At 71.9% G+C, this 16359-nt stretch carries 18 protein-coding genes; 8 read left to right on the top strand and 10 right to left on the bottom strand.

Going from position 1 to position 16359, the window contains the following annotated elements; all coding sequences use genetic code 11:
- Positions 1–11: 11 nt before the first annotated feature.
- Genes ITI46_RS10520 through ITI46_RS10510 form a run of 3 tightly spaced genes read right to left on the bottom strand, consistent with a single transcriptional unit; the run spans position 12 to position 3036 of the window.
- A complete protein-coding gene (locus tag ITI46_RS10520; protein WP_209239192.1) occupies positions 12–1301 on the bottom strand; it encodes a ketosynthase chain-length factor in 1290 nt (429 codons plus the stop codon).
- The gene (locus ITI46_RS10515) at positions 1298–2605 is read right to left on the bottom strand and encodes a beta-ketoacyl-[acyl-carrier-protein] synthase family protein (protein ID WP_307808119.1); all 1308 of its coding nucleotides are present in this window, start codon (positions 2603–2605) and stop codon (positions 1298–1300) included. The genes ITI46_RS10520 and ITI46_RS10515 overlap by 4 nt, the downstream gene beginning before the upstream one ends.
- Positions 2602–3036 carry a cupin domain-containing protein gene (locus ITI46_RS10510; protein WP_209239191.1) on the bottom strand — a complete coding sequence of 145 codons (435 nt, stop codon included), beginning with the start codon at positions 3034–3036 and terminating at the stop codon, positions 2602–2604. Before ITI46_RS10510 ends, ITI46_RS10515 begins: the two co-directional genes overlap by 4 nt.
- Before the next feature lie 197 nt (positions 3037–3233).
- Here ITI46_RS10510 and ITI46_RS10505 point away from each other — a divergent pair, with 197 nt between their 5' ends.
- Together ITI46_RS10505 and ITI46_RS10500 are read left to right on the top strand one after the other, a co-directional pair.
- Positions 3234–3605, top strand: a complete 372-nt coding sequence (locus ITI46_RS10505; RefSeq protein WP_209239190.1) for a SchA/CurD-like domain-containing protein — start codon at positions 3234–3236, stop codon at positions 3603–3605.
- A 78-nt stretch (positions 3606–3683) separates the two neighbouring features.
- The gene (locus ITI46_RS10500; protein WP_209239189.1) at positions 3684–5102 is read left to right on the top strand and encodes a multicopper oxidase family protein; all 1419 of its coding nucleotides are present in this window, start codon (positions 3684–3686) and stop codon (positions 5100–5102) included.
- Here the strand turns inward: ITI46_RS10500 and ITI46_RS10495 are convergent.
- Positions 5092–6048 carry a LysR family transcriptional regulator gene (locus ITI46_RS10495; RefSeq protein WP_209239188.1) on the bottom strand — a complete coding sequence of 319 codons (957 nt, stop codon included), beginning with the start codon at positions 6046–6048 and terminating at the stop codon, positions 5092–5094. The genes ITI46_RS10500 and ITI46_RS10495 overlap by 11 nt on opposite strands.
- 132 nt (positions 6049–6180) lie before the next feature.
- Here ITI46_RS10495 and ITI46_RS10490 point away from each other — a divergent pair, with 132 nt between their 5' ends.
- From ITI46_RS10490 to ITI46_RS10475, 4 genes are read left to right on the top strand one after another with little or no spacing between them, the layout of a single operon-like run.
- On the top strand, positions 6181–7092 hold the full coding sequence (locus ITI46_RS10490; protein WP_209239187.1) for an ABC transporter substrate-binding protein: 912 nt from the start codon (positions 6181–6183) through the stop codon (positions 7090–7092).
- The gene (locus tag ITI46_RS10485; protein ID WP_209239186.1) at positions 7089–8024 is read left to right on the top strand and encodes an amino acid ABC transporter permease; all 936 of its coding nucleotides are present in this window, start codon (positions 7089–7091) and stop codon (positions 8022–8024) included. The genes ITI46_RS10490 and ITI46_RS10485 overlap by 4 nt, the downstream gene beginning before the upstream one ends.
- Positions 8021–8800 carry an amino acid ABC transporter ATP-binding protein gene (locus ITI46_RS10480; protein ID WP_247745774.1) on the top strand — a complete coding sequence of 260 codons (780 nt, stop codon included), beginning with the start codon at positions 8021–8023 and terminating at the stop codon, positions 8798–8800. Before ITI46_RS10485 ends, ITI46_RS10480 begins: the two co-directional genes overlap by 4 nt.
- A 59-nt stretch (positions 8801–8859) precedes the next feature.
- Positions 8860–10017 (top strand): NAD(P)/FAD-dependent oxidoreductase, encoded by a 1158-nt coding sequence (locus ITI46_RS10475; RefSeq protein WP_209239185.1) that lies wholly within the window; start codon positions 8860–8862, stop codon positions 10015–10017.
- 85 nt (positions 10018–10102) lie between these two features.
- On the opposite strand, the gene ITI46_RS10470 is transcribed toward ITI46_RS10475, so the two are convergent.
- The 6 genes from ITI46_RS10470 to ITI46_RS10445 all read right to left on the bottom strand — a co-directional run bounded on the left by ITI46_RS10470 (position 10103) and on the right by ITI46_RS10445 (position 13660).
- Positions 10103–10564, bottom strand: a complete 462-nt coding sequence (locus tag ITI46_RS10470) for an anthrone oxygenase family protein (protein ID WP_209239184.1) — start codon at positions 10562–10564, stop codon at positions 10103–10105.
- A gap of 3 nt (positions 10565–10567) precedes the next feature.
- Entirely contained in the window at positions 10568–10948 is a 381-nt protein-coding gene (locus tag ITI46_RS10465) for a SchA/CurD-like domain-containing protein (protein WP_209239183.1), read from the bottom strand.
- Positions 10948–11727: an SDR family NAD(P)-dependent oxidoreductase gene (locus ITI46_RS10460; RefSeq protein ID WP_209239182.1), complete on the bottom strand. Its 780-nt coding sequence runs from the start codon at positions 11725–11727 to the stop codon at positions 10948–10950. Before ITI46_RS10460 ends, ITI46_RS10465 begins: the two co-directional genes overlap by 1 nt.
- Positions 11724–11984: an acyl carrier protein gene (locus ITI46_RS10455; protein ID WP_209239181.1), complete on the bottom strand. Its 261-nt coding sequence runs from the start codon at positions 11982–11984 to the stop codon at positions 11724–11726. Before ITI46_RS10455 ends, ITI46_RS10460 begins: the two co-directional genes overlap by 4 nt.
- On the bottom strand, positions 11981–12319 hold the full coding sequence (locus ITI46_RS10450; protein ID WP_209239180.1) for a TcmI family type II polyketide cyclase: 339 nt from the start codon (positions 12317–12319) through the stop codon (positions 11981–11983). Before ITI46_RS10450 ends, ITI46_RS10455 begins: the two co-directional genes overlap by 4 nt.
- Positions 12320–12406: 87 nt before the next feature.
- A complete protein-coding gene (locus tag ITI46_RS10445) occupies positions 12407–13660 on the bottom strand; it encodes an aldehyde dehydrogenase family protein (RefSeq protein WP_209239179.1) in 1254 nt (417 codons plus the stop codon).
- Positions 13661–13880: 220 nt separating this feature from the next.
- Between ITI46_RS10445 and ITI46_RS10440 the strand changes: the two genes are divergently transcribed.
- Both ITI46_RS10440 and ITI46_RS10435 read left to right on the top strand, forming a co-directional pair.
- Positions 13881–15347: a DUF6002 family protein gene (locus tag ITI46_RS10440; protein ID WP_209239178.1), complete on the top strand. Its 1467-nt coding sequence runs from the start codon at positions 13881–13883 to the stop codon at positions 15345–15347.
- Positions 15344–16359 (top strand): hypothetical protein (locus ITI46_RS10435; protein WP_209239177.1); only part of this gene is annotated, 1016 nt, incomplete at its 3' end. The genes ITI46_RS10440 and ITI46_RS10435, both read left to right, overlap by 4 nt.

Here is a 16359-nt window from a genome sequence, read left to right as displayed (position 1 = left end):
CGGTTCCCTCCTCAACTGACGTGGTGTCCCTGCGGATGCCCCAGGACGAGTGCGGCGTTGAAGCCGCCGTGGCCGCGGGCGACGACCAGCGCGGTACGCAGCTCGGCCCGGCGGGGCTCGCCGAGGACGAGGTCGATCTCGTATCCGGGCGCCGGAGCGGCCGGGCCCGCCGTGTGCGGGATGGTGCCGTCGCGCAGCGCGAGCAGCGCCGTTGCCGCGTCCAGTGCCGCTCCCCCGCCGTAGAGCCGCCCGGTGAGCGTCTTGGGCGCGGTCACCGGGACACCGCGCGGCCCGAACACCTCGGCCAGCGCCTCGGCTTCGGCGCGGTCGGCCTCCGGCACGCCGAGCGCGTCCGCGAAGACCACGTCCACGTCGGCCGGGTCCAGCCGCGCATCGGCCAGCGCGGTGCGGACGGTGCGGGCCAGTACCGGGCCGCGGTCGGAGTCCGGCGGCGGGTCGAAGGCGGCGGCGTAGCCCAGCACCCGGCCGTAGCCCTGCCCGGCGCCGCGGGCCTCGGCCGCTTCGGCGTCCTCGACGACGAGCAGCGCACCGCCCTCGCCGGGCAGGTAGCCGGAAGCCTCCGCGTCGAACGGCAGATAGGCACGCGCCGGGTCCTGCACGGTGGACAGCTGCCCGGTGGACAGCTGCGCCGTCAGCCCGTAGGGGCACAGGGAGGCGTCGGTGCCGCCCGTCATCACCAGCTTGGCGCCGGTACGGACCAGCCGCCGCGCCTGGCCGATGGCGTCGAGACCGCCGGCCTGTTCGCAGCACAGCACTCCGCAGGGGCCGCGCATACCGTGCCGGATGGAGATCTGTCCGGTGGTTGCCGCGTAGAACCAGGCGATGGACTGGTAGGCGCCCACCCAGTCGGGGGCGTGCTGGTAGAGGTTCTCCATCTCGTGCTGGCCGAATTCGGTGCCGCCGGAGGAGCTGGAGGTGACCACGGCCATCTCGTACTCGGCCAGTTCGGCGGGGGTCACCTGGGCGTCGGCGATGGCGGCCTCGGCAGCGGCGAGCCCCAGATGCGTCCAGCGGTCGGTCTGCTGGATCAGCCTGCTGGGCACCCGCTCCTTGGCCACGAAGCCGGGCACCTGGCCGGCGAGCCGCACCGGGTAGGGCGCCGGATCGAACAGGGTGATCCGGCCGATGGCCGAGCGGCCCGCCAGCACCGAGCTCCAGTGCTCCTCGGTACCGATGCCGGTCGGTGCCAGCACGCCGAGCCCGGTGATCACGGGGGCGCGGGTGGGGGTGGTGACGCCGGTCGCGGAGGCGGGCGCCGTGGTGGTCGCGGCGGGGCTCATCGGGCGCTCCCCTCGTAGGCCACGGCCCCTGGCCTGGCCAGCACGGTGGCGCTCTGGAAGCCGCCGAAGCCGCTGCCGACGCTGAGCACCACGTCCATGGCGTGCTCGCGCGCGGTGCGCGGTACGTAGTCCAGGTCGCACTCGGGGTCGGGGTTGTGCAGGTTGGCGGTGGGCGGGACGACCTGCCGGTCCAGTGCGAGGGCGCAGGCGGCCACCTCGATGGAGCCGATGGCACCCAGCGAGTGGCCCACCATGGACTTGATGGAGCTGACCGGGACCCGGTAGGCGTGCTCGCCCAGGCTGCGCTTGAAGGCTGCCGTCTCGTGGCGGTCGTTCTGCTTGGTGCCGGAGCCGTGCGCGTTGATGTAGTCGACGGCCGTGGGGTCGAGCCTGGCCCGGTCCAGGCAGACGCGGATGGCCTCGGCCATCTCCCGTCCGTTGGCCTTCAGTCCGGTCATGTGGAAGGCGTTGCTGCGGCCCGCGTAGCCGACGATCTCGCCGTAGATCCGCGCGCCGCGCGCCTCGGCCGCGGCCTTCTCCTCCAGCACCAGCACGGCGGCGCCCTCGCCGAGGACGAACCCGTCGCGTTCGGCGTCGAAGGGGCGGGAGGCGTGCTCGGGGTCGTCGTTGTTGGGCGAGGTGGCCTTGATGGCGTCGAAGCACGCGGAGGTGATCGGCGAGAGCGGCGCGTCGGTCGCCCCGGCGAGCACCACGTCCGAGCTGCCCTCCTCGATCAGCTGTACGCCGTGCCCGATGGAGTCCAGGCCCGAAGTGCAGCCGGTGGAGATGAGCGCGACCGGGCCCTCGGCGCCGACCTCCCAGGCCACTTCGACGGCCAGGGTGGAGGGCACCATGTAGCCGTACAGGTGCGGCACTCCGTAGGTGTGGTCGACCAGCCAGTGCTTGCCGGCGTCGCTGAGCAGGACGTACTCCTCCTCCAGGCCCATGGTGCAGCCCACGGCGCTGCCGATGCTCACGCCTGTCCGGGCCGGGTCGGCGGCGGCGAAGTCGTATCCGCTGTCCTCGACCGCCTCCCTGGCGCTGACGACGGCGAACTGTGCCGCCCGGTCCATCCGGCGGATCTGCCGAGGGCTGAGTCCCTCGGCGACGGGGTCGAAGTCGGCCTCGGCCGCCATCCGGGAGCGGAAGTCGGTGGGGTCGAACAGGGAGATGCGGCGGGTCGCGGTCCGGCCGTCGGACAGCAGCTTCCAGAACGCCTCCCGGCCCACGCCGCCGGGTGCGACCACGCCGACGCCGGTGACGACCGCCCTGCGGCCGGTCGCCGCGTCACGGGTCACGGTCACGAGGCACCGCCGACCGACGGGTTGGGCTGCTCGGGACGGGCCGGCTTCTCGGTGTCCACATGGCCCAGGTCGGGGCGGGGCGCCAGCGGCGAGAGGTGGAAGGCCGCGTGCGCGGGCTCGGTTCCGGTGTTCACCAGCCGGTGCCGTACGCCGATGGGGACCAGCAGCGAGTCGCCGGGGCCGAGCGCGACGACCTGCCCGTCCATCGTCATCTCCAGCCGGCCGGTGACGACGTGCAGGAACTCCTCGGAGTACGGGTGGTAGTGCTCGGTGACGTGCTCGCCCGGCGCCAGGGTCAGCACTCCGCCGAAACCGCTGGTGCATCCCGTGGTCTTCGGGCTGAGCGTGGTCCTGATGTCGCCGCCCCGCCGGGTGTTGGCCTCGACGTCGTCGGCGTGCACCCGGACGGTGCGCGTGATCTCGGTGGTCACTGACCCCCGCCTCCTTCGGTTTCCTTGGCTGGTGTTGGCCCCTCGCCCAGCGCGGGGACCTTCGCAGCCGGCCCTACAACTCCGCTCGAAGCGCCGTTGATGGCCGGGGCCCCCTGTCTCCCCAGTCGGACTCGAGTGCGGGGCGAGTGGCATGCGGCGAGATGGGGCGGCCGTGTCCGCGACAGCGAGGAGCAGCCATGCCGTTCGCCGCCATCACCTACGACATCAAGGCGGGGTACGAGAAGGAGATCTCCGAGATCTTCGGCAACTTCCGGCGGGTGGGCTCGCCTGTCGTGCAGGACGAGGCGGGCGGCGAAGCCGCCCGCATCCTGTCCACCGCCGTCTTCATCAGGGACGACACGATGGTCCGGGTCATCGAGTACGAGGGGGACCTGGACGCCATCGCCCGCCACATGGCCACCCAGCCGGGGGTGCGCGAGGTGGAGGAGAAGCTGGCCCCGTATCTGTCCCGGCCCCGGGCGACCGACACCGTCGAGGGCTTCATCGCCACGTTCCGCCGCTCGCTGCTGACCTGCATGGCGCAGATGTCGGTCCGGGACGCCGCCTGACCGCACCCGATCCGACCGCACCCGACCGCCCGACCGCCCGACCGCCCCGACCGCCCCGACCGCCAGAAGGAACTCTCCGTGCTCACACGCAGAAAAGTGCTCAGGGTCGGTGCGACGGCCGCGGCGCTGGCCGCCGCACCGGCCGGTCTCGTCGTCGGCAGCCGGTCGGGCACTGCACGGGCGGCCGAGTCGCCGTTCACCACCCCGCTGAAGGTGCCCGCCCCGCTGCGCCCGGTGCGGCTGGCCGGCCACGACTTCTACCGGCTCACGACCCGGGAGGCGGACGTCACGCTGCTGCCGGGCACCACGACCCGGATCCGCTCCTTCAACGGGGCGATGAGCCCGCTGATCGTGGCCCGGCGGGGGAGGCCGGTCGTCATCGAGCAGGTCAACAGGCTGAGCGTGCCGTTCTCGATGCATCTGCACGGCGGCCACACCCCGCAGCGCTCGGACGGCCACCCGATGAACCAGGTGAAGCCGGGGGAAAGCAGGCTCTTCCGTTACCCCAACGAGCAGCGCGCCGCCACCCTGTGGCTGCACGACCACTCGCACGAGGACCACGCGGAGAACATCTACCGCGGGCTGGCCGCGACCTACCTCCTCACCGACGACTTCGAGGAGCAACTGCCGCTGCCCAAGGGCCGGTACGACGTGACGCTGCAGTTGCGCGACGCCAAGTTCCAGGGCGACGGCCGGCTCGACTGGGATCTGCACGGCTTCGACGAGCGGCACACCATTCTCGTCAACGGCCGGCCGCGGCCCTACTTCGAGGTGGCCGCCCGCAAGTACCGGCTGCGGCTGGTCAACACCGCCAACGAGCGGCCGTTCCTGCTCCAGCTCGGCGACGGCGAGGAGTTCACCCACATCGCGACGGACGGCGGGCTGCTGCCCGAGCCCGTACCCACCCGGGTGCTCCAGCTGTGGCCGGGCGAGCGGCAGGAGATCGTCGTCGACTTCTCCCGCCACGGCGTCGGCCGGAAGCTGGTGCTGTCCAACACCTACCCGTACGAGGGCGAGTCCGGGGAGGTCATGCGCTTCGACGTGGTGCGGGAGGCGAGCGACCCGAGCCGCGTCCCCGGCAAGCTGCGGCCGGTGCCCGACCTGGGGACGTCGGCCGTCGAGCGCGAGTTCACCATGTCATTCGACGCGAAGACCGGCCAACACCTGATCAACGGCAGGCCGTTCGACATGCACCGGGTGGACATCCGGCCCCGGCTCGGCGTCGCGGAGACCTGGAAGATCGTCAACGGCGACGGCGAGTACGGCATCCCGCACTCGATGCACCCGCACCTGGACGCGTTCAAGGTCCTGGACCGCAACGGGAAGCCACCGGCGCCGGGTGAGGCCGGGCTCAAGGACACGGTGACGGTGCCGGCGGGCGAATACGCCCGCATCCAGGTCCGTTTCACGGAGCACACGGGGCTGTACATGTACCACTGCCACATGCTCAGCCATGTCCAGATGGGCATGATGGGCCAGATGGAGATCACCCGGTAGCGGTGTGGCACTCCCCCTCGGGCCGCTCGGGCAGCCCGGCCGCCGCGGTGTGCAGCAGCGTGAGGGCCTGGGGGAGGAAGGGGTTGGGGTCGGTGGTGCGCCGGGTGGCGTAGACGCGGCGGGTGTGCGTGGGGTCGGTGAGCCGGACCAGGCGGGTGCCGGACGTGTCGGGTGCGGCCGCCGGCGGCTCCGGGACCGCCAGCTCGGGCGCGATCGCCACTCCCAGGCCCTGCCGGACCAGTTCGTAGGGCAGGTTGTAGTCGTTCGTACGGAACAGCACCTCGGGCAGGAAGCCGCCGGCCGCGCAGATGTGGCGCAGACAGCGGGCCGCGTCGGTGTCCTCGTGGTAGCTGATCCAGCGCTCGTTGCGCAGTTCGGCCAGCCGGATGTGCGGCCGGCCCGCGAGCGGGTGCCCGGCGGGGAGCAGCAGATACAGCGGCTCCTCCAGCACCAGCGTGTGCTCCAGGCCCTCGGGCCAGCTGTGCGGCACCACGCCGTACTCGAAGATCACCGCGAGGTCCAGCCGCCCCTCCAGCACCGCCGGCACCGTGACCTGCGGGTCGCCCTCCTCATAGCGGACCTCCACCTCGGGCCGGTCGCGCAGGAACCCCGTCAGCACCGTCGGCACCAGCCGGAACCCCGCTGACCAGAAGCTGCCCAGCCGCAGCCGCCCGCGCTCGGCGGCGGCGTAGGCGCGCATCTCGTTCTCCGTGGCGGAGAGGTCGGCCAGCAGCCGTCCCGCGCGCCGGGCCAGCTGGAGCCCGGCCGGGGTGGGGCGCACGCTGCGCGGTGAGCGCTCGAAGAGCGGCACGCCCAGCGCGCGCTCGACGGTGGAGATCTGCTGCGAGACGGCGGAGGGCGTGTAGCCGAGGCGCTGTGCCGCCGTGCGGAAGGACCCGGCGGCGACGACCTCGCATATCGCTTGCAGCTGCGGCGGAGTCAGCATCAGCTGAACTTAACACCCTGTCCGGCAACGTTCATTCTCTCTGACCTTGCCCGGGCCCCCGCCATCCCGCAGATTGGGCGTCCACCAGCCCAGCACCGGTCGCCTGACCAGCAGCTGAAGAAGGGAGGCACCGTGCCAGTACGGCATCTGCGGGCCCGCGCCACCGCACTTCCCCTCGCGCTCGCGGCGCTGATCACCCCGACCGCGACGGCCTGTGGCGGCACCGCCACCGTCAACCAGTCCAAGGTGCCCGAGCAGCGCACCGACCCCGCGCTCCGCGCACTGCTCCCCAAGGACATCCGCGACAAAGGAACCCTGACATCGGCTGTCGGCAACGACTATCCGCCGCTGTCCCTGCTGGACATCGACAACAAGACCGTCATCGGCGCCGAGCCCGATCTCATCCGCGCCGTCGGCCAGCTCCTCGGCGTACGGGTACGCATGGTGCAGGCGAACTTCGACAGCATCATCGGCGGCGTCCGCTCCCACCGCTACGACGTGGCGATCCAGGCCATGCTCGACAAGAAGGAGCGCCAGTCGCAGGTCACGTTCGTCGACTACATGAAGACCAGCAGCTCGATCCTCGCCTCCGAGAAGGCCGCCGGGAACATCCGCTCCCTCACCAGCCTGTGCGGCAGCCAGGTCGCCGTCGAGCAGGGCACCTCGCAGGTGGACGACGTGGCGGCGCAGGCGAAGAAGTGCGCGGCGGCCGGCAAGCCCGAGCTGGAGAAGCTGGTCTTCCCCGACTCCGTCGGCTGCTTCCAGGCCCTGTCCACCGGCCGCGCCGACGCCTTCGTCGGCGGCACCCCCACCGTCGTCTACCAGGCGGAGATGTCGCACGGCAGATTCCGCACGGCGGGCGAGCCGTACCGCTTCCTGCCCTACGGAATCCTGATCAACAAGGAGGAACGCACCTTGGTCCGGGCCATCCGCGGTGCCGTGCAGAAACTGATCGACAACGGCACCTACGCGAAGATCCTCAAGCAGTGGAACATCTCCTCGGGCGCCCTCGAGCGCGCCACCGTGAACGGGGGCGCGGCATGAGCCAGACCCTCGCCCAGGCGGACCGCGGCAGCGCCGCCGAGACCCTGACCGCCGTGCCGCTGCGCCGCCCCGGGCTGCGCGTCGCCGCGGTCGTCGTCCTCTTCCTGCTGGTCTTTCTGCTGGAGGGCTGGATCACCAACCCGCGGATGCAGTGGGGGACGGTCGGCGAGTTCCTGTTCTCGCCGGTGATCATGGAGGGGCTGCGGACCACGCTCCTCCTGACGGTGCTGGCGATGGCGCTCGGCATCGTCGGCGGCGTCGTCCTAGCCATCCTGCGGATGTCCAAGAACCCGATCCTGTCCCAGCTGAGCTGGTGCTACATCTGGGTCTTCCGCGGCACTCCGCTCCTGGTCCAGCTGCTGTTCTGGTACTTCCTGTCCGCTGTAGTGCCCACGGTCGGCCTCGGCATCCCCTGGGGGCCGACGTTCGTCCAGGCCGAGACCAACACCCTCATCACCCAGCTCACCGCCGCCGTGCTCGGCCTCGGGCTGCACGAGGCGGCGTACATGGCGGAAATCGTCCGCGCGGGCATCACCTCCGTCGACGACGGCCAGAACGAGGCGGCCCAGGCGCTGGGCATGTCGCGAGGGCAGACGCTGCGCCGCATCGTGCTGCCGCAGGCGCTGCGCATCATCATCCCGCCCACCGGGAACCAGGCGATCTCCATGCTGAAGACCACCTCGCTGGTCTTCGCCATCGCCGTCCCCGAACTGCTGACCTCGATCCAGGGCATCTACTCGCGCAACTTCCAGCAGGTCCCGCTGCTGGTCGTCGCCTGCTTCTGGTATCTGGTGGCGACCTCGGTCCTCAACGTCGGCCAGTTCTACCTGGAGCGGCGCTTCGGCCGCGGTGCCGGCCGGGGCCTGCCGCCCACCCCGCTCCAGCGGCTGCGCGCCGCGGCCCGGAACCACCGTGAGGAGACGGCACGTTGACGACCACGACCACATCGGCCCCGGTGATCAGAGCCGAGAGCGTGCACAAGAGCTTCGGCCGTACCGAAGTGCTCAAGGGCATCGACCTGACCGTCTCCCCCGGCGAGGTGATGTGCCTGGTCGGCCCGTCAGGATCTGGCAAGTCCACCTTCCTGCGCTGCATCAACCACCTGGAGACCATCGACCGCGGCCGGCTGTACGTACGCGACGAACTCGTCGGCTACGAGGAGCGGGACGGGAAGCTGCACGAGCTGAGCGAGAAGGCCGTCGCCCGGCGCCGCCAGGGCATCGGCATGGTCTTCCAGCGCTTCAACCTCTTCCCGCACATGACCGCGCTGGAGAACGTCACCGAGGCTCCCGTCCAGGTCCGCAGGGAGCCGAAGGAGAAGGCCAGGGCCCGCGGTGTCGAACTGCTCGACCGCGTCGGGCTGGCCGACAAGAAGGGGAGCTATCCCGCGCAGCTCTCCGGCGGCCAGCAGCAGCGGGTCGCCATCGCCCGTGCCCTGGCGATGGAGCCCGAGCTGATGCTGTTCGACGAGCCCACCTCGGCGCTCGACCCCGAACTGGTCGGCGAGGTGCTGGAGGTGATGCGGGCGCTCGCCGAGGACGGGATGACCATGGTCGTCGTCACCCACGAGATGGGCTTCGCGCGGGAGGTCGGCGACTCGCTGGTGTTCATGGACGACGGAGTCGTCGTCGAGACCGGCCGGCCCGCGGATGTACTGGGCGCTCCGCGCCATGAGCGCACCCGCGCCTTCCTCAGCAAGGTCCTGTGACCCGTCTTCTCCCGGACCCGTCTTCTCTCGAAACCGCCACCCCCCAAGGGAGTTCCGTCATGTCCCGAGCCGTCGTCATCGGCGCCGGAGTCATCGGCGCCGCCACCGCGCACCGGCTCGCCGAAGCAGGCGTAGACGTCACCGTGCTCGAGGCCGCAGGCCGTGCGCCGGGCACCTCGAGCGCCACCTTCTCCATCGATGTCACCCATCTGAAGACCCCGCACTCCTACTTCCTGCTCAACCAGCGCAGCGCCGCGCTCCATCGTGAACTGGAGGCCGAGATACGCGATCAGGGCGGGACCGCGGGGTGGCGGCACTCCGCGCCGCTCGTCCAGTGGGGGCACACCGAGGAGGAGCAGCGCACCCTGCGGGTGCGGGCCGCGCGGCTCGCCGGGTGGGGGCACCCCTGCCGCACCGCCGACCCGGGCGAGCTGCGCACGCTGGCGCCCGGAGTCGATCCGGCGGCGTGCGAGGCGTCCGAGCTCGTCGTGCACGACGAAGCGGCCTGGTACGACGCGCCGCTCCTCGCCCGTGCGCTGCTCGACCGGGCCGCGGCGCTGGGCGCCGACATTCGCTACGACACTCCCGTCACCGCGCTGCTGATGGACGGCGGTGGGCGGGTACGGGGAGCAGAGGCGCGCGGCCGGCGGTTCGGGGCCGACCATGTCGTCAACTGCGCGGGGCCCGACGCGGGGCGTATCGCCGAACTGGCCGGTCTGCGGTTGCCGTTGCGGCAGATTCCCGGGCTGGTTGGTGAGTCCACGCCGCTGGCCGAGCCGTTGCGGGCCATCGTCGCGACGCCGGGAGTGGATCTGCGGCCCGCGCCGGGGAACCGGGCCTGTGCGATCTCTTGGCCTCTGGATGCGGTGCTGGCTCCCTCTGCAGAGGCTTCGGTGCCGCCTGAGGTTGACCTTCTCAGGCGGTGCTCCGCGGTGTTGCCCGCGTTCCGCGCTTTGTCCGGTACGCGGATCGGGGTCCGGCCCGTGCCAGAAGACGGGCTTCCCCTGGTCGGCCCGCATCGGCAGGTTCCTGGTCTGTACACCATCGTCACGCACAGTGGGGTCACCCTCGCACCGCTGCTGGGCGCTCTTGCCGCGCGGGAGATCACGGGCTTCGGCCCCGTTTCCGAGCTGGCTCCCTATCGCCCCGACCGCGACATGTCCCACCCGATCCGCGATGAGAGTCTCGCGGTGATGAGTGGGCGCCCTCTTTCTTGATTCGATGAGGGGGTGCCACTGGCTGTTGTTTGCGGACTGCGGGTGGGGTTGTGGTTGCTCGCGCAGTTCCCCGCGCCCCTGATGGCTAGCCGCAAGCTACAGCCGCGGCATTGAGCACCAGGGCGACAAGAGAAAGCGCGGTGCGCAACATGTGCCAGCGGCGCCACAGGGGGCGGGGGTCTTCCCAGTCGTCCGGCAGGGCCGTGGGGTCCGCCACGGCCTTGACCCGCCGGTTGATGGGCACGTTGCACAGGTGGGAGACCGCGGAGACGCCCAGCAGCAGCACGGCAGCGACGGCGAAAAGGGTGCGGGGCACGGTGCCGTCGGCCGCGAAGGCGAGGACCGCGGCGAGCACGGTGGAGCTCAGCACGACAACCGGCATGGTGGGGTCCCAGTTGCGGCCCAGCAGCTTGTGCGCATGCACATAGGTGCCCGTCTCCATGGCGAACAGCGCAGGCAGCACGCTGAGCGCCACGGCGAAGAGGACCCCCGCCGTGACGCCGCTGCCGAGGAGAACGGCCACCCCGAGGACAGCGTCCACCCGCATCGGTCAGCTCCCGGCGGGGTGCGTGTCCACGGTCAGCTGGGCGACGGACCGCATGGTGGCGTCGCGGAAGTAGGCGGCGAAGGCCGCCGGCGATGAGGTGTCGCGCTCCTCGGCGAGGTAGGGCTGAAGCTTCTCCTCCAGGATGTGCACGCCCTTCTGCTGTGCCATGTGCTTGCCGACCGCAGCGAAGTCGCCCTCGTAGTGGATGACGCGCACCATCACGTCGTCCTTGATGAACACGCCGGTGCCCAGCAGCCGTCCGGCCGCCTGACCGTCGTCGCCGGTCAGATCGGGGGTGTCGACGCGCTTGAAGTTGGCGAAGATCTCCGCGATCTCCTCCTCGTGGCCGGGCTTGACCCGGTAGGTGATGGCCGCGTAGGGCATCAGATTCCTCCATCGACTGTGAGCGTGGCGCCGGTGATGTAGCGGGAGGTGTCACCCGCGAGGTAGAGGACCGCGCCCGCCACGTCCGCCGCCGTACCCAGGCGGCCCAGTGCCGTCATTCCGGCGAGGCGTTCGACGAGTTGGGGCGGCAGCCCCGCGCCCGGCTCGTCCTCGGTCGCGGTGACGCCGGGGGCCACGGTGTTGACGCGGATGCCCCGGCTGCCGACCTCCTTGCACAGCGCCCGTCCGAAGCCGACCAGCGCCGCCTTGGAGGCGGAGTAGTGAGTGCCAAGGGCCCGCCCCCGCAGGGCGACCGAGGCGCCGACGTTGACGATCGAGGCGCCGTCCGCCAGCAGTTCGTGCACTGCCCGGGTGACCAGATAGGCGGAGGTGACGTTGGAGTCCATCAGCCGGTGCCACTCGGTCTCGTCCAGGTCGGCGAACTTGCTGTGCCCGTCGACGCCGACGTTGTTGACCAGCACGTCCAGGCCGCCCAGGTGCGTCCTGCACTCCTCGGCGAGCCGGGCGGCGTCCCGCGACTCGGTGACGTCGGCGCGCACCAGGTGATGATCGGCGCCGATGGCTGCCAGCGCCTCGGCCAGGGTGCGCGCCTCGTCACCGGCCGTGCGGTGGGCGACGACCAGGCGGGCGCCCGCCTCGGCGAAGGCCAGGACCGTGGTACGGCCGATGCCCCGGGTGCCGCCCGTGACCAGGACCCGCTTGCCCGCGAGCCCCGGCTCGGGCAGCACACCGGTTCCCGTACCGGCGGCGGCGCTCATGCCGCATCGGACAGGTTGGCGTTGATCATCTTGAGCAGCAGCCGCGGCGTCTCCGCCTCCACCACGGCGTCGTCGGACAGTTCGACGCCGTACTCGCGCTTGATGACCCCGGTCACCTGGAGCAGCGCGAGCGAGTCGTAGCCGAGTTCGAGGAACGGCACGTCCAGGGCCGCCTCGTCGGTGATGTCGACGTCCTCGGCCTCGCCCGCGCACTCCAGCAGCTTCTCGGCCAGCTCGCGCTGGGTGAACTCGCTCACTGGATCCTCCCTCCGTCTTTCGTCCATACGTAGAACGGGTTGGCCATCGCGTCCTTGGGCTCCTGCCAGTTCGGGTCGTAGGGCGACACGCACTGCGCGAGGCGGGTGTTGATGTCGTCGTAGAGGGGGTGGCTGCGGGCGCGGTAGAGGTTGGGGGTGATGTCCTCGTCCGCCTCGACGAGGTGGAAGTACAGGTCGTGGAAGGTGAAGAGCGTCCGCCGCGCCACCCCCACCATGTGGGGCAGTTCGGTCCCGTCCGACTCCTCGAAGATCCGCGCGATGGAGTCGGCCTTGCCCGGCTCCATCCGCGCCACAATGAGCGTCCGGTGTGCCACCGTCGGCCTCCTTCGGGAAGGTGTTCGCCTCCAGCGCAGCGTGCCAGCGCCCTCTACAGCCCCACTCGACCGCGCCCCGAAGCGGACCTACCGCAGCGGCCCCGTGATCACGGAACGCTGCTGCGCGGCTTCCCGCGAAAGCAGCAGCGGCCTCCCCAGAAGCACCCCTTCACGGCGCACACCACTCGCGTGCACCCCGTACCCGCCGCACGGCTGGTTGCCGTCCTCGACGTCGAAGGGCGTGCCGTCCCGGAGCACGACGGCCGTACCGAGGGTGCGGCCCGTTAACCGCGGCTCGCCCAGCACCGACGCGTACATCCCTCGCTCCAACTCCCGTGGATTACGCGCCCACTCGCGCAGCAACTCGGGGTCCTCGTAGGGGACGACGCAGAACAGCGGCCCCGCCAGCGCGGGCGGGTGGAAGCCGGGGTCCTCGTCGAAGACCAGCAGCGACGGCTCGATCTGCATCCGCTCCGGGTCGGTACCGCCACCGGTGACCAACCGGTCGGTATGTGCGGCGAGGAAGCGGGCCGCACCCTCCACGGCCTCCCCGTAGGCGAGCGCGGTCAGGACGGCGTCCGGCCAGCCGCGGGCACCGACCGTCAGCACGGACAGCTCGGCGCGCAACTGCTCGACCAGCGCGTTCAGCCGCAGCCGGTGGACGAACAGCACATCGGGACAGCGCCGGTCCTGCCCGGAGTTGTACAGCCGGGCGCGCAGCACGGTGCGGCAGGCCGCTGCCGGTTCGGTGCGCGGGCCGACGATCAGCGGGTTGGGCGCGGGCCCGGAGAAGAGGAAGAGCGGCGCGTCGCCGATCCCGGTCATCAGCCGGTTGCCGGCCTCGACGGAGCCGGTGTGGACGACGGCGTCGGACTCGGCGCATACGGGCATGAAGTCGCTCTCGGCGGCGTCGGTGAAGCGGATGCGCGAAGCCAGCTGCGGGTCCAGCCCGCGGCTGATGATCTGGTGCACCGCGCAGGCGGTCTCCCGGATCCGGGGCGTGGGCCGCACCACCACCTCGTCGCAGTAGAGCGCGGGCACCAGGCAGTCGCGGACGTAGGAGTAGAGGGCGGAGTGCTGCGGGAGCACGACGGAGATCCGGGACAGCTGCGGCACCCCCGTACGGGCCAGCTCCCAGGGTGCTCCGGCCACCGCGCGCAGCGAGCGCAGCAGTTCGTCACGGGCGCTGGCATAGGTGGCCAGCCGGGTGAGCACGCTCAGCAGTTCGGTACGGCTGCGCAGCAGCGCGGCACCGGCGTCCGTGGCCCTCTCGTGCGCGGCCTCGAGGTCGGGCCAGGTGCGGGTGACGGATTCCAGCACGGGCATGGAGGGCTGGGTCATCGACGACTCCTCGGGCGCGGGCGGGGCTCGCTCCGACCGGCTTCGACCGGCCCTCGACCCCACCGGGTTACCTTTCCTGCGGCTCACCGTCGCATTTCCGGGGAATCACCGATGTACTTCAACGACATACCAGTAACGGTGATTTCACCATAAGCAGGCAGGGGCGGGATGTCGAGAGGGCCGATCCGGAACCGGAGCCGGCCACGAGGGGGGACAAGCCATGACTCTCACCACGCACACCAGACGCGCCACGGACACCGGCCTCGCCGTCCCTCTCGGTCAACCGGCGCCCTCCGGACAGTCGTTGGCCGACCACTGGGAGACCGTCCGCGCTCTCGTCCGTGCCCTGCACGAGCAGGCGACCGCCGCCGCACCGGGCGATCCGCAGGACCCGGCGTCCTTCACCCCGGACGGCGATCTGCCGCCCCTCGACGGCCAGTTGCGCTCGTATCTGGCCCCCGCGGCAGCACGCGTCGTACCGCTGCCCGACTACCGCGGTACCAGGCTGCACCTGCTCGACCTGTGTCACGGCCCTGGAGCGCGTGAGGTCCAGCCCGGCGGGGCGCTGGTGATGGTCGCGCGCGCCGTGCAGCACGCACGGGCGACCGGCCGGCCCGTCACGCTGCTGGCACCCTCGTCCGGCAATCTGGCCACCGCGCTGCGCGACGCCGTACTGCGCGCCCAGTTGTGCGGGCTGGCAGGGCCTGACCAGGTGCGGGTCGTCAGCCTGGTGCCCGCCTGCTCGCGGCACAAGGTGGCGGACTCGGCGCTGGCCCGGCACCCGCAGCTGCGCCGCCGCAATCCGCTGGTCGTCTACCACGGTTCGGAGCCCGGTGCCGTGCACGAGCTGGCCGCCGACTACTGCCGGGAGCGGGCGAGCGCGCTGCGCACCGGTACGGGCAGCGCGCTGTGGTACGTACGCGATCCGGTCGACCAGCGCGCTGTGGACGCGCTGCGCGCTTTCGTGGAACGGAAAGCGCTGGGTGCGGCTCCGGCCGCCGGGCGGGTGCACGCGCAGGCGGTCGCCACCGGATCGGGGCTGCTGGGCCACCGGCTGGGCAGCACACTGGTGGACCCGGACGGTGCGGCAGCGGCAGGCCCGGCGCGCTATCTGCTGGTGCAGCAGCTGCGCACCCCCGACCTGGTGCTCCATCTGCTGACCGGATCGTTCTCCCGCGCGGGCGTGCCGCCGTATCGGTACGACCGGGCGCGCCGCGTACACCTGCAGCCGCCCGCGAGCACGGACCCGCACTTTCCGCGGACCACGCACGCCCCCGAAGAGATCCTGGAGCCCACCTTCTTCACCCGCGCCCCGGCGACCGCGCCCGCGACCAGCGCGCTGGTACGCACGCACGGGGGCGACGGGATCGTCGTCTCGCGCTACGAGTGCCTGGCCCGCTATCCGTCCGTACGCGCCATGCTGCGCCCCGCGGGGATCGAGCTCCCCTCCGACCCGGCGCGGCTGGCCGAGTGGTCGCTGGTGATGACGCTGACGGGGGTGATGAACGCCGTGGAACGGGGCCTGCTGACCGAGCCGGAGGTGGTGGTGCACGGCACCGGCTCCTACGGCGCGGACGACGAGGGCCGCGCTCCGGTGCCGGACGCACTGGCGCGGTACGCCGACTCCGTCGACGAACTGCACGCCGCCGTCACCCGGGCACTGGACCCGCACGGGCGGCGGCCGTGAGAGCGGCACCCGACCGGCCCGGCGCCCGCCCGCTGCCCGCCGGGAGGCTCGTGCTGCCCCGGCACTCCTACGACGAGCTGTTCGAGGTCGCGGCGAAGTTGCTGGCACTGGTGCGCAGAGCGGTGCTGTCGCTGGCGCCGACCTGGCCGGAACGGCTGGTCGCACTGGGCGCCGACCCGGCCGACCACCTGCCGCCCACAGGGCTGGAGAGCACGGAGACGGACTGCTGCACGATGCTGGCCGGCGCTGATTTCGTGGTCGGCGAGTCGGGCCCGTGGCTCGTGGCGCTGGACACCAGCGCAACGCTGGGCAGTGTGCGGGGCGGGGCGGTGCTCGCCTCGGCCGACGGCCTGGAGAGGGGCCAGGAGGTGCTGTTCGGTTACGACCCGCGGGCCGTACGCGCCGACGCGCTCGCCGAGTTATGCGCCCGCCGGGGGCTGCCCCGCGCCGTGGCCCTGATCGGCCCCGGCTTCCACGCCGACGATGTGCACGACCTGCGGCAGCGCGGCTTCACCGCCGACGTGCTGCGCCCCGGAGGGCTGCCCGGCGCCTTGGGCCGCCCGGGCAGCCCGCGCTATGCGATGGGCCTGCTGAGCAGCGCCCGGCAGCGAGGCCGCACCGGTCCTGCGCCGGTGCACCCGGCCGCCGTTCGCGACGCGCAGCGCGCCGGGCTCCTGCTGCTGCCGACCCTCAGCGGCGGGCTGCTGGCCGACCGGCGAGCGCTGGCGCTGGTCTCCGAGGGGCTGCCCTGGATGACACGGGCCGAGCAGGCACTGGTGGAACGCCGGCTGCCCTGGACGCGGCTCTCCCTGGCGGGCCGCACCCAATGGCACGGCACCGAACAGGAGCTCCCCGGGCTGCTGCTGGCCCAGCGCGAACGGTTCGTCCTGAAGCGCGCCGTCGCAGGCGCGGGGCCGCTCGTCGCGGGCCACGAGACGGACGAGCACACCTGGACGGCGGCAGTGCTCCGCGCCTTCCGGGACACCGACAGCGTGGTGCAGGAGTACGTCCC

It is taken from the genome of Streptomyces oryzae, from assembly GCF_017676365.1.
Lineage (GTDB): Bacteria > Actinomycetota > Actinomycetes > Streptomycetales > Streptomycetaceae > Streptomyces > Streptomyces oryzae.
Note: the sequence above shows the minus strand (reverse complement) of the source record. Positions and strands in the feature narration are given on the sequence as shown.

Coding starts and splice junctions, on each gene's coding strand:
- ITI46_RS10440 (WP_209239178.1), top strand. CDS start 13,881: ATGACTCTCACCACGCACACCAGACGCGCCACGGACACCGGCCTCGCC.
- ITI46_RS10520 (WP_209239192.1), bottom strand. CDS start 1,301: ATGAGCCCCGCCGCGACCACCACGGCGCCCGCCTCCGCGACCGGCGTC.
- ITI46_RS10505 (WP_209239190.1), top strand. CDS start 3,234: ATGCCGTTCGCCGCCATCACCTACGACATCAAGGCGGGGTACGAGAAG.
- ITI46_RS10485 (WP_209239186.1), top strand. CDS start 7,089: ATGAGCCAGACCCTCGCCCAGGCGGACCGCGGCAGCGCCGCCGAGACC.
- ITI46_RS10495 (WP_209239188.1), bottom strand. CDS start 6,048: ATGCTGACTCCGCCGCAGCTGCAAGCGATATGCGAGGTCGTCGCCGCC.
- ITI46_RS10445 (WP_209239179.1), bottom strand. CDS start 13,660: ATGACCCAGCCCTCCATGCCCGTGCTGGAATCCGTCACCCGCACCTGG.
- ITI46_RS10470 (WP_209239184.1), bottom strand. CDS start 10,564: ATGCGGGTGGACGCTGTCCTCGGGGTGGCCGTTCTCCTCGGCAGCGGC.
- ITI46_RS10465 (WP_209239183.1), bottom strand. CDS start 10,948: ATGCCCTACGCGGCCATCACCTACCGGGTCAAGCCCGGCCACGAGGAG.
- ITI46_RS10475 (WP_209239185.1), top strand. CDS start 8,860: ATGTCCCGAGCCGTCGTCATCGGCGCCGGAGTCATCGGCGCCGCCACC.
- ITI46_RS10460 (WP_209239182.1), bottom strand. CDS start 11,727: ATGAGCGCCGCCGCCGGTACGGGAACCGGTGTGCTGCCCGAGCCGGGG.